Raw genomic sequence first — 19,448 nt, forward strand, 5'->3', positions numbered from 1 at the left:
CGGTCGCTAGACTCACGGCTATGCCAGTGGTTACGGAAACGGATGTGCGGGGCGCGCTCGCAAAGGTGGACGACCCGGAGATCCGCAAGCCGATCACCGAACTCGGCATGGTCAAGAGCGTCTCGGTCCGCGACGACAGCAGTGTGCACGTCGAGATCTATCTGACGACCGCGGCCTGCCCGCTGCGCACCAAGCTCACCGAGATGGTCACCAAGGCGGTGGCCGACGTCGCCGGCGTCGGTGCCGTGACCGTCGACCTCGATGTGATGAGCGACGAGCAGCGCACCGAACTGCGCAAGCAGCTGCGCGGCGATTCCGCCGACCCGGTGATCCCGTTCGCCCAGCCCGGGTCGCTGACCCGGGTGTACGCGGTCGCCTCCGGGAAGGGCGGCGTCGGAAAATCGAGTGTCACCGTGAATCTCGCGGCCGCTCTCGCCGCGCGCGGCCTGTCGGTCGGCGTGCTGGACGCCGATATCTACGGCCATTCCGTCCCGCGCATGCTCGGCACGGACCAGCGGCCCACGCAGGTCGAGCGGATGATCATGCCGCCGGTTGCCCACGACGTGAAGGTCATCTCGATCGCCATGTTCACCCAGGGCAACACCCCGGTGGTCTGGCGCGGCCCGATGCTGCACCGGGCGCTGCAGCAGTTCCTGGCCGACGTCTTCTGGGGCGATCTGGACGTGCTGCTGCTGGACCTGCCGCCCGGCACCGGTGACGTCGCGATCTCCATCGCCCAGCTCATTCCGAATGCCGAGATCCTGGTGGTGACCACGCCGCAGCCTGCCGCCGCCGAGGTCGCCGAACGGGCCGGGGCGATCGCCCTGCAGACCCGGCAGCGCATCGCCGGCGTCGTGGAGAACATGTCGTGGCTGGATCTGCCCGACGGGTCCCGCATGGAGCTCTACGGTGCGGGCGGCGGCCAGGCCGTCGCCGACCGGCTCACCCGCGCGGTCGGCGCCGAGGTGCCGCTGCTCGGCCAGATCCCGATCACCCAGGAGTTGCGCGAGGCCGGTGACGAGGGCACGCCGATCGTGCTGAGCGAGCCGGAAAATCCTGCGGCACAAGCGCTTCGAGGGATCGCCGACAAATTGGCGGTGCGCCGCCGCGGCCTGGCGGGCATGTCGCTGGGCATCGACACCACCCGGCACCTGTAAGGCGGCGCCGGCCCACCACAGCTGCCGAGATCGCTGTCGGTGTCGCCACCTAAGCTCGACCTATGCTCACGCTGCTGTTGTACGTGCTCATCGTCGGCTTGGTGGCCGCGTTGCTGTTCCTGGTGGCCAGTGCGGTGTTCGGGCGCGGGGAGGAATTGGGGCCGCTGCCGGAGGGGACGACGGTGACGGTGCTGCCCGCCGCGGGGATTCGCGGATCGGATGTGCGCGCGTTGCGGTTCCAGCAGGTGTTCCGGGGGTACAAGGCGGGCGAGGTCGACTGGGCGCTGAGCCGATTGGCCGCGCGGATCGACGAACTGGAACTGCAGCTCGAGCGCAGCCGCGGCGCCTCCCCCGCCGCCGGAGAACCGGAAACCGCACCGGCGCAACCGAATACGGGAACCACGCTCCCTCCCACGGACACTCCTCCGCCCGCCGCCAACGGCACGGCGACCAACTTCAGCACCGGCACCTTCTTCGGCGGCGCCACCTTCCCCGGTCCCGGCGGCGCGACTTTCAACGGCCTCGGCGGACCCGCTTCGGCTGGACCGGGCAACCCGGCCGCCGGCGGCACGACCTTCGGCGGTCCGGGCGGCACGATCCCCAGCAGCCTCGGCGGACCGACCTCCGCCGGACCGAATAGCCCCGCTATAGGCGGCTCCGCGTTCGGCGGTTCCGGCGCAGCGACTCCCAACGGCCTGGGCGGACCGAGTTCGGCCGGTCCGGGTAGCCCAGATGTCGGTGGCATCTCCTTCGCCGGTTCCGGCGGCACGCCGCCCTACAGTCTCGGCGGACCGACGCCCGCTGGTCCGAGTAGCCCGGCTGTCGGCAGCACGAGCGCCCAGACTGCCGCGGGACCGGTTGACAGCTCCGGCACCGGCTCGACCCCTGCCACCGGCTTCGCCCACGGCACCGGCTTCACACCCGGGATGGGTTCCATCGCCGGCACGGGCTTCACGTCGGCCGAGGGCTTCGGATCGGGGCCGCCGAGCGGCACCGCCTTCCCGGCGGCCGGCCAACCGGCGAACGGATACGCACCGGCCACCGGCACCGCCCCGGCCGTCCCAGGCCCCGGCACCACGCCCACCGGGTCCACTGCCGCTGAGCCAGGCGGTCGGGCCCACGGCCCACTCGGTTCTGTCGCCGCACCGGCCGACGCCACCGCGCAGGCGGCGGGACCGGGCTCCGTCGAGCCGGGCACCGCCCCGCAGGGTTCCGCCGGGAACGACGGTGTGGCGTCGACCGATCGGCCGACGACCGTCCGCCCAGCCGAGTCGGAGACCGCGACCGAGCCGGGAGCGGCCGGAACCACCGGTGACATCGCCGCCCCCGGGCCGGACTCGGCGACCGGATTCGCCCCGGCGACGGAGGCACCCACGACCGGGTGGGCGCCGCCGCCGTTACCGGGAGACCCTCCTTCGGCCGCCGGAGGACTTCGATGAGCGTCGAGGCGGTCGTGGACGACGGGAAGGTGCGCTGCGGCTGGTCGCAGTCCTCGCAGCTCTACCGGGATTACCACGACACCGAATGGGGCCGGCCGCTGCACGGGGACGACGCGCTGTTCGAGCGCATGTGTCTCGAGGCGTTCCAGTCGGGGCTGTCCTGGATCACGATCCTGCGCAAACGGCCGGCCTTCCGGGCAGCCTTCGCCGGATTCGCCATCGACCGGGTGGCCGAATTCGGGGACGACGATGTGGAGCGACTCCTGGCCGATCCAGGCATCGTGCGCAATCGCGCCAAAATCCTGGCCTGTGTCGCCAATGCCCGGGTTGCGCGGGAGCTGAGCCCCGGGCTGGACGAGTTGCTCTGGTCGTTCGCACCGCCCGCTCGCCCGCGCCCGCGCGCCCTGTCCGACGTGCCCGCCGTCACACCCGAATCCGTCGCTCTCGCAAGAGAACTCAAGAAGCGCGGGTTCCGGTTCGTAGGTCCGACCACGGCCTACGCATTGATGCAGGCGACCGGAATGGTGGACGACCATCTGGCCGATTGCTGGGTCGATCTGCGGCGTTGATCGCGCGCCACGCCGGTCGGTTTTCGAACTCAGGTACCCGGCCGGTTCGCTGATAAGGAAGAATAGGCGTGGTGCAGCCCACCGGACACGCCTGTCGGGTCCGGCGGCTGCCTGTTGGTGACAACACATTAGTTCCGAGAAGTGCGCAGCAGACCGCGCGGATCTGGAGGGAGCAGAGGATGGCGGCCATGAAGCCCCGCACCGGGGACGGTCCCCTCGAGGCAACCAAGGAAGGGCGTGGAATCGTCATGCGGGTTCCACTCGAGGGTGGCGGGCGTTTGGTCGTCGAGCTCACGCCGGAGGAAGCGGCAGCTCTCGGTAAAGAGCTCACCGCGGTGACCAGCTAGCCGCTCGACCCAACGAAATACACCGGTGATCAAATTGCCGGCGCGAACCCGCGCGCGCAGATCCGGCCGGGTCACCGGCCGGATCTGCGGCCGTCACACCGGCTTCGGCGACCGGGCAGCCGCACGTGCCGGGCAGATCCCATGACCGGGCCCGACCGCGGCACGCGCCGGGCGACACCCGGCACGACACCGGAGCCGTCCACAGTCCACGCCTCGCCCCTGGCCGCGATCGCCTCCGCGGTGGCCTGCCCGGAATGCCGTGCGGGTGTCGAGCTTCGGGATCGCCGCCTGGTGTGTGAATCGGGCCACAGCTTCGACCTCGCCAAACAGGGGTACGTCAGTCTGCTGACCGGCGCGGCCACCAAGATGACCGGCGATACCGCGGACATGCTGGACGCCCGGGCGCGATTCCAGAGCGCCGGCCATTTCGACCCGATCGCGCGCGCGACGGCCGACGCCGTCGCGGACGGCGCACCGACCGGCACGATTCTCGAAATCGGCGCCGGCACCGGGTACTACCTGGCGGCCGGGCTGGCGGCGGCGCCCGCCGCCCACGGCATCGCACTCGACGTCTCGAAACCGGCGGCGCGCCGGGCCGCTCGCGCCCACCCGCGTGCGGCATCGATCCTCGCCGACGTCTGGCGGGGGCTGCCGATCCGGGACCGTGCACTCGACCGGGTGCTGTGTGTATTCGCGCCCCGCAATCCGGCCGAGGTCGCGCGGGTGCTGCGTCCCGGCGGCACCTTCGTCGTGGTCACCCCCACCCCGCGGCACCTCGGCGAACTCATCGCCCCGCTCGGCATGGTGGGCGTGCAGGCGGACAAGGACGAACGCCTGACCGATGCCCTGTCCGCCGATTTCCGTTGCACCGGAAGCGTCACGGTGGAGTACGACATGACCCTGGACCACGCGTCGATCGCGAATGTGGTCGGTATGGGCCCGTCCGCGCACCACGCCGCCGAATCCCGGGGCGATCTGATCGCCGCCCTGCCGGAGACGATGCCGGTCACCGCCTCGGTCACGGTCACGGTCTACCAGCGCTGATCGTTCTCGCCGACTAGATCCACCGGATGTCCGACCGGTCGGCCGATCCCCCGGCCCTCAGCGGAAGAATGCCGCCACCCGCTCCCGGTCGGCATAGACATAGATCTCCGCGATGCGACCACCGGTCACCGTGAAGGCGAGCAGCACCCCGGGCTGCCCGTCGAAGCCGATCACCGCTCCGGCGGCACCGTTCACCAGTACCGGCCGCACATCCGAGGACGGCCGGGCGAACAGCAGAGCGCGGGTGGCCGTGTCGCCAGGGCCGTGGATTTCCCAGCCGCCTCCCGCACCGGCGTCGGCACGCAGCACGATCTCCGGGTCCAACCGCGCCACCAGAGCCTCGAAGTCGCCGCGGCGGGCGGCCGCGAAGAATGCCTCCACCACCGCACGCTGATCAGCGAGTTCACCGTCGGGAGTCGGTGCGGTCCGCAGCCGACGCCGCGCGCGACTGGCCAATTGGCGTGTGGCGGCGGGGGTCCGGTCCAACAGTGTGGCGATGCGATCGAACGGCACCGCGAAGCTGTCGTGCAGGACGAAGGCGATACGTTCGGCAGGATCCAGCTGTGACAGCACCATTTGCATCGCCAGCCCCACCGAATCCGCCAGCAGCGCTTGCTCTTCCGGCGCCGCGGGACCATCGGCGGCGACGAGCAGCGGATCGGGCAGCCGGGTGCCGCTCGGATGTTCCGGCCGAGACCTTCGATGACGCAACAGATCCAGGCAGGTGTGCGCCACGGCCGTGCTGAGCCAGGCGTCGAGATTGCCGACCGCGCGGGGCGGGCTGCGATGCACGCGCAGCCAGGTCTCCTGAACGGCATCCTCGGCATCGGTCGCCGAACCGAGGATGTGGTGCGCGAGCGCCCGGAATCGCGGCCGCTGTTCGTGCAGCCGTTGCAGGGCCTGTTCGCGCTCGCTCACACCGGTCACATCCTCGCCACGCGCTACGCCGTATCAGTGCGGCCGTTATCAGTGCGGCCGTTATCAGTGCGGCCGTTATCAGTGCGACCACTCACCCTAACCAGCCAGGAGGCAGCCATGCGTAGTCTTTCCCGCTCCGCGCCGGCCGGTACGACCATGTCCGCCGGCACCAGCGGACGTCTTTTCCGCCGCGACCGCCCACCCGTGCTCGCTCTCGCCGACGGCCGCTACCGCACCGTCGGCTATCGGGTCGCGACCGCCGTCATCGTCGCCGAGGCCGGGATGGGCGGCGTCTGGGATCTCGCCCGCATCCCGTTCGTGACCGATGTGGTGACCCACCTCGGGTACCCACGCTATTTCCTGGTGCTGCTCGGCGTGTGGAAGATCCCGGCCGCGATCGTGCTGGCCGCTCCCCGGCTCCCGCTGTGCAAGGAATGGGCATATGCCGGAACGTTTTTCGTCTACACCGGCGCGATCGCCTCACATCTGATCACCGGCTATGCGCGCTCGGAGGTGGCGGTGTTGAGCGCCATGACCCTGCTGACCGTCACGTCGTGGGCGCTGCGGCCCGCCGACCGCTGCCTGCCCGGTCGTCAGCCCTTGCGGATGCGGTCGTAGAGATCGGTGGTGCGGGCGGCGACCTGGGCCCAGCTGAATTCGGCCGTCGCGCGTGCGCGGCCGGCCGCCCCGAAACGCGCTGCGGTCTCCGCGTCACCGGCAAGGTCGTTGACCAGGCCGGCGAGGTCTCGTTCGAAGTCGCGCGGCGCCTGCGGGTCGTAATGCGCCAGCCGCCCGGTCTCCCCGTCGGCGACCACCTCCGGGATACCGCCGACATCCGAGGCGACCACCGCGGTGCCGCAGGCCATCGCCTCCAGATTCACGATCCCGAGCGGCTCGTACACCGAGGGGCAGATGAAAACACTTGCGGCGGAGAGGATCTGGCGCACCTGCTCGGTCGGCAACATATCGCGGACCCAGAACACCCCGCCGCGCGTCGCCGCGAGTTCGCGCACCGCCGCTGCCGCCTCGGCCTCCAGTTGCGGCGTATCCGGTGCGCCGGCGCACAGCACCAGCTGGATCCCCGGGTCGATGTCGCGCGCCGCGGCGAGCAGGTGGGCGACCCCTTTCTGCCGGGTGATGCGGCCGACGAACGCGGCGATCGGCGCATCGTCGCGAACCCCCAGTTCGGCGAGCACATCGCGGGCCTCGGGCACCGGCCCGCCCGGGAACCAGGCCCGGGTGTCGATCCCGTTGTGCACCACGTGTACTCGCGCGGGGTCGACGGTCGGGTAGGCATCGAGGACGTCGCGGCGCATGCCCTCGCTGACCGCGATCACCGCATCGGCATTCTCCATCGCGGTCCGCTCCGACCACGACGACAACCGGTAGCCGCCGCCCAGCTGTTCGGCCTTCCAGGGCCGGCGCGGTTCCAGCGAATGCGCGGTCAGGACGTGCGGGATGCCGTACAGACTCGCGGCCAGATGCCCGCCGAGCCCGGTGTACCAGGTGTGGGAGTGAACCACGTCGACAGCGCCGACGGCATCGGCCATGCGCAGCTGCGCCGACATCATCTGCAGGGCGGAATTGGCGGCGTAGAGCATCGGATCCGGCTGATGCACCACCGCATCGCCGCGTTCGGCGCCCATACAGTGCACCGTCACGTCGCACAACCGGCGCAACTGCGGGACCAGCTCGGTCACATGTACTCCGGCCCCGCCGTACACCTCGGGGGGATATTCGCGGGTCAACATCGCGACCCGGAGCCGGTCGGGGTCGGCAGGCGATATCGGCTCGCGGCCGCCATCCGCGAAACTCACCGGTCCAACCTAATCGGTGTGCCCCCGCCCCACCACACCTGCCCGGCCACGCCGGAGTGAACCGGCATCGGACACGCCGTGGACTGGGACGGTAGGTTGAATTCCGTGAGGAGCCAGCCGCACGTACTCGGAGTAGTGCTAGCCGGTGGTGAGGGCAAACGACTCTTTCCCCTCACCAAGGACCGCGCCAAGCCGGCGGTCCCGTTCGGGGGTGCGTACCGCCTGATCGACTTCGTCCTCTCCAACCTCGTCAACGCCGGTTATCTGCGCATTTGCGTGCTGACCCAGTACAAATCGCATTCCCTGGACCGGCACATCTCCCAGACCTGGCGACTGTCCGGCTTCGGCGGCGAATACATCACTCCGGTCCCGGCCCAGCAGCGGTTGGGACCGCGCTGGTATACGGGCAGCGCCGACGCGATCATGCAGTCGCTGAATCTGATCTACGACGAGGACCCCGACTACATCGTGGTGTTCGGCGCCGACCACGTCTATCGCATGGATCCCGAACAGATGGTCGCCCATCACATCGACTCCGGTGCGGGGGTGACCGTGGCCGGAATCCGGGTGCCGCGCAGCGAGGCGAGCGCGTTCGGCTGTATCGATTCCGACGAATCGGGCCGTATCACGCAATTTCTGGAGAAACCGGTCCATCCGCCGGGCACGCCCGACGATCCGAATATGACCTTCGCCTCGATGGGCAATTACGTCTTCACCACGAAGGTGCTGGTCGACGCGATTCGTGCCGATGCCGACGATGTCGATTCCGATCACGACATGGGCGGCGACATCATTCCGGCGCTGGTCTCCCAGGGGCAGGCCGGCGTCTACGATTTCGCCCGCAACGACGTTCCCGGCTCCACGGACCGCGACCGCGGCTACTGGCGCGACGTCGGGACGATCGACGCCTTCTACGCGGCCCATATGGATCTGGTCTCGGTGCACCCTATCTTCAATCTCTACAACAAGCACTGGCCCATTCGAGGCACGGCGGAGAATCTGGCGCCCGCGAAATTCGCGCAGGGCGGGCTAGCCCAGGAGTCCATCGTGGGCGCGGGCAGCATCCTGTCCGCGGCGACAGTGCGCAATTCGGTGCTGAGTTCGAATGTGTTCATCGAGGACGGGGCGACCGTCGAGGGCAGTGTGCTGATGCCCGGGGTGCGAATCGGCCGCGGCGCGGTGGTGCGGCGCGCGATCCTGGACAAGAACGTGATGGTCGGCGAGGGCGAGATCATCGGCGTCGATCGCGACCGCGACCGCGAGCGGTTCGCGGTGAGCAACGGCGGCGTGGTCACCGTCGGCAAGGGCGTCTGGGTCTGAGCCCCGAATTCGAGCCGGGCGGCCGGCTCAGCGGCCCGGCATCGGATACTGCGGCGGCGGGGCCGGTTCGGTGACACCCGGGCTCTCCGGCGTGTAGCAGAATGGCGTGCAGGTACCGTGCGGCACTCTCGGATACCTCGACGGATCGTCGAACTTGTCGTCACTGACCAGCAACATCACCAGCAGTGCCACGAAGACCGCCGCGCCGAGGCTGACGAGAGCCAGGACCAGCCACCCGCGAGGCGCGACCTCGATCAGGATTCCGCGCTCGTACACTCCCCGCCTCCCGGTACCGCCGAATTACCCACTGTGCCAATGGTATCGGCAGTCCGATGCTCCCGGCCACGGAAAGTGCCGCCCGGCGCTCCGCAACGGGAGCGGCCGGGCGGCGAAATGCCCTGCGGATCAGCGCAGATCGCGTCGGCGCCAGCCCGCGAGTCCGACCGCGGTGATCACCGCCGCGAGCACCAGCAGCACGATCACCGGCACAGCACGGAAGTCCTCGGCAGGCAGTTTCGGCAGATGACCGTAGGGGTTGAGGTCCAGAACCCATTGCGGCATACCGGAGATCGAGCCGAGCAGATAGATCGCCACCCCAGCGGTGAACACACCCCACGCCACCGGAGTCCAGCGCGGCAGCAGTCCGAACAGCAGCACGGTGATCGCGGTGAACACCCACACCGCGGGAATCTGGATCATCGCCGCGCTCAGCGCCTGCGGGAATTTGCCGCCTACATCCGATGCGGCGAGCCCGTAGGCCAGGCCGCCGATCACGCCGGAGGCGAACAGCGCCAGCACCGGACCGCCGAAGGCGAAGATCAGATGACTTGCGGCCCAGCGGATTCGGCCGACGGCGCCGGTGAGGACGGTTTCGGCGCGATCGTCGTTCTCCTCCGCGTACATCCGCAGCGCGGCCGAGATCGAGAAGGCCGCCGCGCCCAGGCCGACCATCGAGAAGGCGGTGTTCAGAAAGGCCTGTTCCACCCCCTGCGAGCCGCCGAGCCGGGCGATGATGTCGCGCACGGTCTGGCTCGAGCCGATCTCGTCGCCGATGCCGTGCACGACGCTGCCGATGATCAGACCGTAGAGCGCGAGCCCCACCGTCCATGCCGCCAGGGTGCCGCGCTGCAACCGCCAGGCCAGCCCGAACGGGCCGCCCAGCAGGGCCGATCCGGTCGCGGGACCGGGCCGGTCGGCGATCAGTCCGGCCCCCGTGTCGCGCCGCCGCAGCAGCGTGTAGGCGACCGCGACCAGCACCACCGTGGTCACCGCATGCAGTAGCAGCACCCACCAGCGATCGCCCGCGAAGGGACGGACCTGCAGGGACCAGCCCTGCGGCGCCAGCCAGGTCAGGATATCGGTCGGACCGTCACCGGCCCGCGCGTCGCCGATGGCACGGAGTGTGAAGGTCACCGCCAGTACCGCCAGGGCGATGCCACGGGCCAGCCGCGCGCTCGCGCTCAGCTGCGCGGCGACCGCGGCGACGGCCGCGAAGACGATGCCCGAGGCGGCCAGCGCCGCGCCGAAGGCCAGCGAGCCGTTGAACGGCACTCCCGACGAGGCGATGCTCAGCGTCGCGACGATTCCGACCGCCACGCAGGCGGCACAGGTCAGCAGCAGGGTCGCGGACAGCGCGGCGAAGCGGCCCACCCGGGTCGAGGCGAGCAACTCCTCGCGTCCGGTTTCCTCCTCGGCTCGGGTGTGCCGGATGACGGTGAGAATGGTGGCGATGCCGATCAGGGTGTAGAAGGCCCCCGGCTTCCACGCTCCGGCCGCACCGAGGCTGGTGTTGTAGATCGGGCCGTACAACGCCAGCTGCGCCGGGCTGGACAGGATGGTGTGCGCGAAATTCTGCAGATCGGCCGGCGACGAGTACAGATTCTTCACGCTGGAGAAGTAGACGCTGCCCAGCGGCGCCGAGAACAGCAGCACCCACAGCGGCAGGACGATCCGGTCCCGCCGCAGATACAGGCGCAGCAGCTGCCCGGTGCCGGTGAAATCCGAAGCCCGGGTGAATGTTTCGGCGAAACCGCCGTGCGGGCGGTCGAGGCTCGCGGTGGTCATTTCGTCGCCTCGCTCAATGCTTGCTCCTCGCGCGACGCCGCGGTGTGCGCGGGTCGCCGGGCGTCGGCCGGCGCGTCGCCGCCGAGCGAATAGTGGCGCAGGAACAGCTCTTCCAGCGTCGGCGGCTGGCTGACCAGGCTGCGCACTCCGGCGTCGCCGAGCACGCGGATCAGTTCGCCGAGATGGTCGCTGTCGACCTGGCAGTGCAGCGTGTGGTCCTCGATCGTGACGTCCTCGACGCCCGCGATGGCGCCGATATCGCCCGGGTCGCCGATGAGTTCGGCCTTGATCGACGTGCGGCTGAGATGACGCATCTCGGCCAGGGTGCCACTCTCGACGGTCTTGCCGGCGCGGATGATCGTGACCCGATCACACAGCGCCTCCACCTCGGAGAGGATGTGGCTCGACAGCAGTACGGTGGCGCCGCGCGCGGCCGCCTCTCGCGCACATTCACGAAAGACCTGTTCCATCAAGGGATCCAGGCCCGAGGTGGGTTCGTCGAGCAGCAGCAGTCGCGCGTTCGAGGAGAAGGCGGAGACGAGCGCGACCTTCTGCCGGTTGCCCTTGGAGTAGGCGCGCGCCTTCTTGCGCGGATCGAGCTCGAAGCGCTCGATCATCTCGGCGCGACGCCCGGTATCGATCCCACCGCGCATCCGCGCCAGCAGATCGATGGTCTCCCCGCCCGACAGCGACGGCCACAGTGTGACATCGCCCGGAACGTAGGCGATATCGCGATGCAGCTCGACCGCGTCGCTCCACGGATCACGCCCGAGCACCCGGGCCTCCCCCGAGGTGCGCGCCAGGATGCCGAGCAGAATGCGGATGGTGGTCGACTTGCCGGACCCGTTGGGCCCGAGGAAGCCGTGCACCTCTCCCTCGGCGACCTCGAGGTCGAGGCCGTCCAGGGCGCGTACCGATCCGAAATGCTTGTGCAGGTTCCGGACCTCGATTGCCGATGACATCGAAATCTCCTTGCGAGACGAGGGTTCACATTTCGGCGAGCAACGAGTCGAGCACCGAGGAATCGGTGAACAGGCCGTGGGTGTTGACCTCCATGGCCGGCAGCACCATCTGGTCGGCATACTCGCGCAACGCTTGTCGAAAGTCGAGCTTTCCTTCGTGGCGGGCGGCGTAGAGCTGCAGGAAGAAGAAGAATCCACCGCCGTTCTGCACCGCCAGATAGTTCGCCGTCGCCGACAAGTCCCTGGGCCGGCGCAACGTGCCGGCCTCGATACCGACCTCGAGGTAGGACTCCACATCCGCGCGCAGCTGATCGAACAGCGAGGTCATCAGCGTGCCGCCGGCCTGGAAGCTGCGCATCAGATACGCGGTGTAGGGCGCGAACTCCTCGATGTCGGCGAGGGCCTTCAGGGTCGAATTCGGCGAGGGCTGCTGGACGTATTCCGTCTTCGCGGCACGGATGACGGCACGTACGTGCTCGTCACACGCCTCGCGCAAGCCGTCCTTGGAACCGAAGTGGTGATTGACGAGTCCGGGCGAAACCCCCGCCGCCTTGGCGATGGCCCGCACTCCGACCCCGAATCCCTCTTCTCCGAAGACGACGATCGCCGCGTCCCGGATCCGGGCGGGCGTGCTCAGGTCCGAGGTGGGTCCTTCCGATACGGCTGCTCCCTTAAACACATGTTCAATATACTAAACACTCGTTCAATCCGCACGCAAGAGCCGGCCCCGACAAATTTCGGACGATGAACGCGCAGGTAGACAGCGTTCGGCGAGCTAATCCCGGAACCGGCCCGATCCAACCCCTCGGGCAACTCCGAGCGGCGACTAGCCGCGGGAGGCGCAGAGCAGCCCGTCGCCGACCGGGATCAGCACGCTGGTCAGGTCGGGATCTTCGGCCACGGCCCGGGTTGCCGCCCGCACCGCCTGGGTCGCGGCGTCGCGCTGCGCCGGATCGGGCACCCGCCCACCCAGCAGCGCGTTGTACATCAGCACCGCCCCGCCCTCGCGCAGCAAACGTACGGCCTGCTCGACGTATTGCGGGTGTTCGAGCGGGGCCGCATCGATGAACACCAGGTCGTAGGCGCCGTCGGCGAGCCGGGGCAGCACGTCCAGCGCACGGCCGTTGATCAGCCGGGTGCGCGCGGGCGCGATATCGGCCGCGCGGAAGGCGTCCTTGGCCGCACGCTGATGTTCCGGCTCGGAGTCGATCGTGGTCAGCGTGCCGTCCTCGCGCATGCCGTCGAGCAGCCACAGGCCGCTGATTCCGGCGCCGGTGCCGACCTCGACCACCGCTCGGGCGCCGAGCAGCTGGGCGTACATGCTGAGCAGCGCTCCCACCGACGGCGGCACCGGTGCGGCGCCCAGTTCGGTGGCCCGCTCCCGCGCGGCGATGAGAATCTCGTCCTCGACCACGGAATCCTCCACGTAGGCGAGGTTGCGCTGCAGGGCCGATGCCGCTGGGATGTGGCTCACGAATATGAGGCTAACGGCGGGGCAGTCCGGGGGCGCGACGACGGCCGGTGTTTTTCTCAGGTGTCCCTCAGCCTCCCCATACCACCGGCACATCGGGAACCGCCAGAGTATTGACCAAGCAAGGGCCGGCCGACCGCCGGACGGCGCCCGGGAACACCGGACTCAGGTTCGGGGTTACACCCGGTACGCGACGACCACCAGTCGTCGTGCGCCTACCACGGTCCCGAGTAGGAGGTCACCCCATCCACAAGGTCGATGCGGCGCGCGAGTACGCCACCCTGCCCGAGTCGAGTCTGCCTATCGGCGTCTCGGCCGATTACGAGCTGCCCGGTGCCGCTCGTAGCGATGTCCGTACCGAGGTCGAGGTTCGTCCGGAAGCCGAAGCCGGTCCCGCACTGCGGGCCGACGTCGACAACGGCGCCGACTTCGACGATACCGAATCCGTCGCGGGCGATGCCGCGGACGACGACGCGCTGAGCGGTACCGCCGCCTTCGACGCCACCGGCGACCGCACCATGATGCCGTCCTGGGACGAATTGGTGCGCGAGCACGCCGACCGGGTGTACCGGCTCGCCTACCGCCTGACCGGTGACCCGCAGGATGCCGAGGATCTCACCCAGGAGACCTTCATCCGGGTCTTCCGCTCGCTGCAGAACTACCAGCCCGGCACGTTCGAGGGCTGGCTGCACCGGATCACCACGAACCTGTTCCTCGACATGGTCCGCCGGCGCAACCGCATCCGGATGGAAGCGCTGCCCGAGGACTACGACCGGGTGCCGTCCGAGGGCCCCGGACCCGAGCAGGTCTATCACGATGCCCGGCTGGATCCGGACCTGCAGCGGGCGCTCGACGCGCTGGCCCCGGAGTTCCGCGCGGCCGTCGTGCTGTGCGATATCGAGGGTCTGTCCTACGAGGAGATCGGCGCTACCCTCGGGGTGAAGTTGGGTACCGTGCGCAGCCGGATCCACCGCGGCCGTCAGGCACTACGGGAATACCTTGCGCATAATGGTTCTCAGCAGCGGTTCGCCGCTGAGGAGAAAGTCGGGTAAACAGCGGTGCAGCGCCGCGGCCGTGCCCGGCGAAGCTGTAGTCCGTCGGAAGGGTGTGCATCCGTATGACCGGCGAGGGTCGTTTCGCCCCCACCGAACACCTGGCCAGTGAGGCCGTCGTCGCCTATGTCGACGGCGAGCTGAGAATGAACGCCTATCTGCGCGCGGCCGAACATCTGTCCCGCTGTCCCGAATGCGCCGCCGAGGTCGAGGCGCAGCAGCAGGCCCGGGTGGCATTGCGCCGGGCGGCACAAATGCAGATTTCCGCGCCGACCGACCTGCAGGACACGCTGAGCCGAATTCCGCTGGCCGACCTGACCGGAAGTAGCACCGACAATATGTCGCGCGGCGCGAGTTTCCTCGGCCTGCGGGCGGATTCGTTCCGTTTCGCCTCCTCCTCGAATCGAGAAATGGGATTCGAGAGCAGGCGGTGGACGGGATGGTGGCGCAAGTAGAGTTTGCGAACGTGACCACCGAATCGACGCCGTCCGCTTCATCGGATTCGGCGGCCAGGGGGAACCTGAGGCCGTCGGACGCGCCCGTGCTGGGGCCGCGCCCGGTGTACCGCCCGGATATCGATAAACACACCGCCCGCGCTTTCCGCCGCCCCGAGGGCCAGGCCGGATCTTTCGCACCGCACACTCAGCCCGCGCCCACGCCGCGGCACGACACTCCCGAATTGGTCAATCGCCCGCCGGACGCGGTGCTGGCCGAGGCCTTCGGACGGCCCGCGGGTTCGGACGAGCTCCTGCAGCGCGACCCCGAGGCCGGGGCCGACACGCCCGAGACGAGCGCACCGGTCGATCCGTGGCGCGATCCCGCGGCCGCGGCCCGCCTCGGCGATCCCGCCCTCCACATCCCCGCCCCGCAGCCGCTGCCGCCGGGTGCCAAGCTCGGTGCCCGCGAGGTGCTGTTCGGCGGCAAGGTAGCGCCCAAGGCATTGGCCGTCCTGGGTGTGGTCGCCCTGGTCATCGGCGTGCTCGGCGGCCTGGTGGGCCGATTCACCGCCGAGAACACCGGGGCGCTGACCTCGCGCAAGATCGCACTGCAGCAGGAGAGCAACACCGACAAACCGCACAGCCAGGTTGCCAAGGTGGCCGACGCCGTCCTGCCCTCGGTCGTCTCGATCCGCGAGACCGTCGGCGACAACGGTGCCCTGGGCTCGGGCGTGGTCATCGACGGCAACGGCTATATCGTCACCAACAATCACGTCATCTCGATGGCGGCACAGGACAAATCCGGACGCGCCAAGATCCAGGCCACCTTCTCCGACGGTACGAAGGCCCCGGCCAAGCTGGTGGGCCGCGACCCGAAGACCGACCTCGCGGTGCTGAAGGTCGACGTCAAGAACCTCACCGTGGCCCGGCTCGGGAAGTCCGGCGATGTGCAGGTCGGTGACGACGTGCTGGCCGTCGGCTCGCCGCTGGGCCTGAGCAAGACCGTCACCTCCGGCATCGTCAGCGCGTTGCATCGCGCGATCCAGGAGAGCCCGGAAGCCGGCGACGACACCGCCGGCGCCTTCGACGCCGTGCAGACCGACGCGGCGATCAACCACGGAAACTCCGGCGGCGCCCTGGTCGACGGCGAGGGCCGGTTGATCGGGATCAACACCGCCATCCGCAGCGAGAGCGGCGGATCGGTCGGCCTCGGCTTCGCGATTCCGGTGGATCTGGTGCAGCGGGTCTCGCAGACCCTCATCCGCGACGGTGTGATGTATCACCCGTGGCTCGGCGTCAGCGCGAAGACCAAGCAGGTCGAAAACGACGTCATGAGCGGCGCCGCGGTGGCCGATGTGGTCGGCAACAGCCCCGCCGCCAAGGCGGGTATCGCCGAAGGTGACGTGATCGTCAAGGTGGGTGATCGGCAGGTCACCGAGCCGGCCGAACTCACCGTCGCCGTCCAGTCCCACCAGATCGGCGAGACCGTGAATTTCCAATTGATCCGCGACGGCCGTCAGGTCGATGTGCCGGTGACGCTGGAATCCGATAAAAACGCCCCGCAGCCACCCCAGTAGCCTGGTCTTATGTTCAATATCGGCTGGCCCGAGATGGTGATCCTGGTGGTCGCCGCGCTGGTGATTCTCGGCCCGGAACGGCTTCCGGGGGCGATTCGCTGGACCGCGCAGAGTCTGCGTCAGGTCCGCGACTACGCCTCCGGCGCCACCAGCCAGCTGCGCAACGATCTGGGACCCGAGCTCGACGAACTGCGCAAACCGCTCGAAGAACTCAACGAGCTCCGCAAACCACTCGAGGGTCTGCGCGGGATGACACCGCGGTCGATGGTCACCAAGCACCTCTTCGACGGTGACGATTCGCTGTTCACCGGCACCTTCGGGGCAGCGAATCCGGGCAACGGCTCGTCCGGCGGTTCCGGCATCTCACAGACCGGGTCGCCGAATTCTGTGACCCCACCCGGCTATTCGGTGCCCGAGCCGCCGAAACCGCTCGATCGCAACGAAAAACCGCCGATCGATTTCGACGCCACCTGATCGAAATGCGCTGATAGCACCCTTTACGGACCGCCGGTCCGGCCCAAATGCCCGGTGCGCTCGATTGATTCGGCCCCTGCCGCGGATTCGTCAACCGGTCTAGACACATCCGGCTGTCGAGCTATCTAGACTTCGCACATGTCAGCCGACGAGGTGGCACGGGTGTTCGCGATCGAAGACAAGGTCGAACGCCTCAAGGCTGCCACCGAAGGGGTCGCGGCGGCCCAGCAGACCATCAACGAGCTCACCCGCATCCGCCGAGCGGTGATCAGGGAGTTGCACGCCGAGGGCTGGACCTTCGCCAGGATCGGTGCGGCAGCGGGACTTTCACGTGCCCGGATCCACCAGGTCAGCACCCAGGGGCCGGTACCGGAAGGGCTGTTCTTCGGGCACGGACCACTCACCGTGCTCACCCCCGACCTCCGCGCGGTCACCCGCGCCACGCCGCTGATCGGCGCGCCGGACGCCGCCGCCCCGCACCGGCTGGCAGAGCTGTTGCGACAGCTGGGATTCACCGTCACGGTCGAGAGATTCCTCCCCGGACGGCCCTTGAATCTCGACCGCGAGGGCCTGATCGTGCTCGGCGGGCCCGAATTGTCGCCCAGTCTCCGTTATCTGGTGGCGGCCGACCCGCGGCTGCGCCGGACGCTGGCCCGGGCCGGGCGAGTCCGCCGCGCGATCGAGGACCGGGCTGCCCGGCGGATCTACCGACCGGGCGGCACCGAGCCCTACGACATCGCCTATCTGGCGCGCCTGCCCCGCCCCGACGGCCACGGAACCATTCTCGTCATCGACGGACTGCATCCGCCCGGATCACTGGGCGCGATACGGCTTCTCGGAACACGACTGGCGACTCTGCACGAACGCGCCGACACTCGCGCCTTCTCGGCGGTAGTCGGCGTCCGCTACGACCGCCACACCGGCGAACCGCTCGAAGTGGACCTTCTCACGCCCATCTACCGCCACGAGCGGTGATCAGGCGGCGACCTCGGTGGGACGCAGGGTGTTCATCGGCGGCCGATCCGCGAGATGCACATCCGTGCTCAGCGCCGTGAATTCCTCACCGACCAGCGGGAATTGCGTCAACGCCGCACCCGAGTCGCGAATTCCGCTGCGGCCCAGCACGGTTCCGAGAATCTGCCGGCTCATCACGCCCAGATCGGACAGCGGACGATTGCGATGCGTGCGCACGCCCAGATTCACCTGGCCGATCGCCGACAGGCCGAGCATGTCGAAAGTGTCCAGCAGCAGGCCGATCTCCACGCCGTAGCCCGGGGCGAACGGCACAGCCGTCAGCAGTTCCCGCGTGCCCGCGTACTCACCGCCCAAGGGCTGCAACACCTTCGACAGATCCGGGCGCAACGCCGCCAGCAGCGGCCGTGCCACCAGTTCGGTCACCCGGCCACCACCGTGTTGCTCCACCGCCGCGCCCTGGCGCAGCGGACGCCGGTAGTAGGCCTTCACCAGGTGCATGCCGTCCACGGTCAACAGCGGACCCAGCAGTTTCGGCACGAACATCGGATCGGGATCGATGAGATCCGAATCGACGAACGCCACCAGGTCGCCGGAGGTCGCGGCCAGCGAGCGCCACAGCACCTCGCCCTTGCCGGGCACCGGCTCGAGTTCGGGCACGGCCTGCTCGCGGGTGACCACCTGCGCCCCGGCCGCACGGGCCCGCTCGGCCGTCGCGTCCACGGAACCGGAATCCAGCACCACCAATTCGTCGACCAGCGTGCCGAGCAGCGGCCGGATACTGGCCACCACATCGGCGACCGTGCGTTCCTCGTTCAATGCGGGCAGCACCACCGACACGGTGCGCCCGTTCTTCGCGTCGACCAATTCGTCGATCGCCCACTGTGGTCGGTCCCACGTATTCGTGGCAGTCCAATCGAACGTCATACCAGACCTCGCAAGGTTCGTGCGGGGGGCCGGATGCCCTGAATCGCCGCGATCATGTCCACTACTCGCCGGGTTGCGGCGACCTCGTGAACTCGGAAGACCCGGGCGCCGGCCGCGGCCGCCCACGCGGTTGCCGCCAATGTCCCCTCCAATCGCTCGGAAAGTCCGACACCAAGAGTCTCTCCGATGAAATCCTTATTGCTCAGCGCCATCAAGACCGGCCATCCGGTATTTACAAGAATGTCCACGGCCCGCAACAGTTCGAGCCCGTGATAGGTGTTTTTCCCGAAATCGTGGGTCGGGTCGATGAGAATCGCATCCGCGGCGACCCCTGCCGCGCGCGCCGCCTCGGCCGCCCGAACCAGGGTATCGGTGACCTCGGACACCACATCGGCGTACCGGACCCGATGTGGCCGGGTGCGCGGCCGCGCGCCGCCGGTGTGGCTGCACACGATCCCCACGCCGAGTTCGGCGGCCACGCCGGCGAGCTGCGGATCCGCCCCGGCCCAGGTGTCGTTGATCACATCCGCGCCCTCGGCCACCGCCGCCCGTGCCACCTCGCTGCGCCAGGTGTCCACACTGATCAACAGGTCGGGATAGCGCGCGCGGATGGCCGCCACGAACGGCACCACGCGCCGCACCTCCTCCGCGGCGTCGACCTCGTCCCCCGGCCCGGCCTTCACCCCGCCGATGTCGACCAGATCCGCGCCCTCGGACACGGCGCGCGACACCGCGGCCATCGCGGCGTCGTCGGAGAAGGTCGCGCCCCGGTCGTAGAAGGAATCGGGGGTTCGGTTGACGATTGCCATCACCAGCGCCCGATCCGTCGCCACCGGCTTCCCGCACAGGGTGGACAGCGGTGACGCAGAACTCATGGAGGTGAGTCTAATTGCCGGGGTGT

General features: G+C 69.0%; 21 protein-coding genes. 12 read left to right on the forward strand and 9 right to left on the reverse strand.

Going from position 1 to position 19,448, the window contains the following annotated elements; genetic code table 11:
* The first annotated feature begins 20 nt into the window (after positions 1-20).
* The 5 genes from NA3_RS24405 (at position 21) to NA3_RS24425 (ending at position 4,556) form a co-directional block, all read left to right on the forward strand.
* The gene (locus NA3_RS24405; protein WP_062965963.1) at positions 21-1,157 is read left to right on the forward strand and encodes an Mrp/NBP35 family ATP-binding protein; all 1,137 of its coding nucleotides are present in this window, start codon (positions 21-23) and stop codon (positions 1,155-1,157) included.
* A gap of 62 nt (positions 1,158-1,219) precedes the next feature.
* Positions 1,220-2,596 (forward strand): DivIVA domain-containing protein, encoded by a 1,377-nt coding sequence (locus NA3_RS39515; RefSeq protein WP_372464279.1) that lies wholly within the window; start codon positions 1,220-1,222, stop codon positions 2,594-2,596.
* Positions 2,593-3,165 carry a DNA-3-methyladenine glycosylase I gene (locus NA3_RS24415; RefSeq protein ID WP_128145558.1) on the forward strand — a complete coding sequence of 191 codons (573 nt, stop codon included), beginning with the start codon at positions 2,593-2,595 and terminating at the stop codon, positions 3,163-3,165. Before NA3_RS39515 ends, NA3_RS24415 begins: the two co-directional genes overlap by 4 nt.
* Positions 3,166-3,344: 179 nt before the next feature.
* Entirely contained in the window at positions 3,345-3,512 is a 168-nt protein-coding gene (locus tag NA3_RS36250; RefSeq protein ID WP_064902036.1) for a DUF3117 domain-containing protein, read from the forward strand.
* A gap of 141 nt (positions 3,513-3,653) precedes the next feature.
* Positions 3,654-4,556 (forward strand): putative RNA methyltransferase, encoded by a 903-nt coding sequence (locus NA3_RS24425; RefSeq protein ID WP_084491834.1) that lies wholly within the window; start codon positions 3,654-3,656, stop codon positions 4,554-4,556.
* 57 nt (positions 4,557-4,613) lie between these two features.
* On the opposite strand, the gene NA3_RS24430 is transcribed toward NA3_RS24425, so the two are convergent.
* Entirely contained in the window at positions 4,614-5,474 is an 861-nt protein-coding gene (locus NA3_RS24430) for a sigma-70 family RNA polymerase sigma factor (RefSeq protein ID WP_062966060.1), read from the reverse strand.
* A 117-nt stretch (positions 5,475-5,591) separates the two neighbouring features.
* Here NA3_RS24430 and NA3_RS24435 point away from each other — a divergent pair, with 117 nt between their 5' ends.
* Positions 5,592-6,092 (forward strand): DoxX family protein, encoded by a 501-nt coding sequence (locus tag NA3_RS24435; protein ID WP_227995546.1) that lies wholly within the window; start codon positions 5,592-5,594, stop codon positions 6,090-6,092.
* Here the strand turns inward: NA3_RS24435 and glgA are convergent.
* A complete protein-coding gene (gene glgA / locus NA3_RS24440) occupies positions 6,068-7,225 on the reverse strand; it encodes a glycogen synthase (RefSeq protein WP_062966061.1) in 1,158 nt (385 codons plus the stop codon). The two genes, NA3_RS24435 and glgA, sit on opposite strands and share 25 nt — an antisense overlap.
* A gap of 171 nt (positions 7,226-7,396) precedes the next feature.
* Between glgA and glgC the strand changes: the two genes are divergently transcribed.
* Positions 7,397-8,611, forward strand: coding sequence for a glucose-1-phosphate adenylyltransferase (gene glgC, locus NA3_RS24445; RefSeq protein WP_062965965.1), 1,215 nt, complete (start codon positions 7,397-7,399; stop codon positions 8,609-8,611).
* A gap of 27 nt (positions 8,612-8,638) precedes the next feature.
* On the opposite strand, the gene NA3_RS24450 is transcribed toward glgC, so the two are convergent.
* The 5 genes from NA3_RS24450 to NA3_RS24470 all read right to left on the reverse strand — a co-directional run bounded on the left by NA3_RS24450 (position 8,639) and on the right by NA3_RS24470 (position 13,102).
* Positions 8,639-8,887, reverse strand: coding sequence for a hypothetical protein (locus NA3_RS24450; RefSeq protein ID WP_062965966.1), 249 nt, complete (start codon positions 8,885-8,887; stop codon positions 8,639-8,641).
* 129 nt (positions 8,888-9,016) lie between these two features.
* Complete coding sequence (locus tag NA3_RS24455; protein ID WP_128145559.1) at positions 9,017-10,675, reverse strand: ABC transporter permease; 1,659 nt, start codon at positions 10,673-10,675, stop codon at positions 9,017-9,019.
* Positions 10,672-11,637 (reverse strand): ABC transporter ATP-binding protein, encoded by a 966-nt coding sequence (locus NA3_RS24460; RefSeq protein WP_062965967.1) that lies wholly within the window; start codon positions 11,635-11,637, stop codon positions 10,672-10,674. The genes NA3_RS24455 and NA3_RS24460 overlap by 4 nt, the downstream gene beginning before the upstream one ends.
* A gap of 25 nt (positions 11,638-11,662) precedes the next feature.
* Positions 11,663-12,316 carry a TetR/AcrR family transcriptional regulator gene (locus NA3_RS24465; RefSeq protein WP_062965968.1) on the reverse strand — a complete coding sequence of 218 codons (654 nt, stop codon included), beginning with the start codon at positions 12,314-12,316 and terminating at the stop codon, positions 11,663-11,665.
* 147 nt (positions 12,317-12,463) lie between these two features.
* A complete protein-coding gene (locus NA3_RS24470; protein ID WP_128145803.1) occupies positions 12,464-13,102 on the reverse strand; it encodes an O-methyltransferase in 639 nt (212 codons plus the stop codon).
* 404 nt (positions 13,103-13,506) lie between these two features.
* Between NA3_RS24470 and sigE the strand changes: the two genes are divergently transcribed.
* From sigE to NA3_RS24495, 5 genes are all read left to right on the forward strand, one after another.
* Positions 13,507-14,160 (forward strand): RNA polymerase sigma factor SigE, encoded by a 654-nt coding sequence (sigE, locus tag NA3_RS24475; RefSeq protein WP_062966065.1) that lies wholly within the window; start codon positions 13,507-13,509, stop codon positions 14,158-14,160.
* Positions 14,161-14,225: 65 nt separating this feature from the next.
* Positions 14,226-14,615: an anti-sigma factor gene (locus NA3_RS24480; RefSeq protein WP_062965969.1), complete on the forward strand. Its 390-nt coding sequence runs from the start codon at positions 14,226-14,228 to the stop codon at positions 14,613-14,615.
* Positions 14,600-16,174, forward strand: coding sequence for a trypsin-like peptidase domain-containing protein (locus tag NA3_RS24485; protein WP_062966066.1), 1,575 nt, complete (start codon positions 14,600-14,602; stop codon positions 16,172-16,174). Before NA3_RS24480 ends, NA3_RS24485 begins: the two co-directional genes overlap by 16 nt.
* Before the next feature lie 9 nt (positions 16,175-16,183).
* Positions 16,184-16,648: a Sec-independent protein translocase protein TatB gene (gene tatB / locus NA3_RS24490; protein WP_062965970.1), complete on the forward strand. Its 465-nt coding sequence runs from the start codon at positions 16,184-16,186 to the stop codon at positions 16,646-16,648.
* A 138-nt stretch (positions 16,649-16,786) separates the two neighbouring features.
* On the forward strand, positions 16,787-17,623 hold the full coding sequence (locus NA3_RS24495) for a hypothetical protein (protein WP_062965971.1): 837 nt from the start codon (positions 16,787-16,789) through the stop codon (positions 17,621-17,623).
* Here NA3_RS24495 and NA3_RS24500 read toward each other — a convergent pair whose 3' ends face one another.
* Both NA3_RS24500 and folP read right to left on the reverse strand, forming a co-directional pair.
* A complete protein-coding gene (locus NA3_RS24500) occupies positions 17,624-18,547 on the reverse strand; it encodes a glucosyl-3-phosphoglycerate synthase (protein WP_062965972.1) in 924 nt (307 codons plus the stop codon).
* The gene (folP, locus tag NA3_RS38040; RefSeq protein WP_062965973.1) at positions 18,544-19,422 is read right to left on the reverse strand and encodes a dihydropteroate synthase; all 879 of its coding nucleotides are present in this window, start codon (positions 19,420-19,422) and stop codon (positions 18,544-18,546) included. The genes NA3_RS24500 and folP overlap by 4 nt, the downstream gene beginning before the upstream one ends.
* Between the last annotated feature and the right edge of the window lie 26 nt (positions 19,423-19,448).

Source organism: Nocardia africana NBRC 100379 (assembly GCF_001612635.1).
Taxonomy (GTDB): domain Bacteria; phylum Actinomycetota; class Actinomycetes; order Mycobacteriales; family Mycobacteriaceae; genus Nocardia; species Nocardia africana.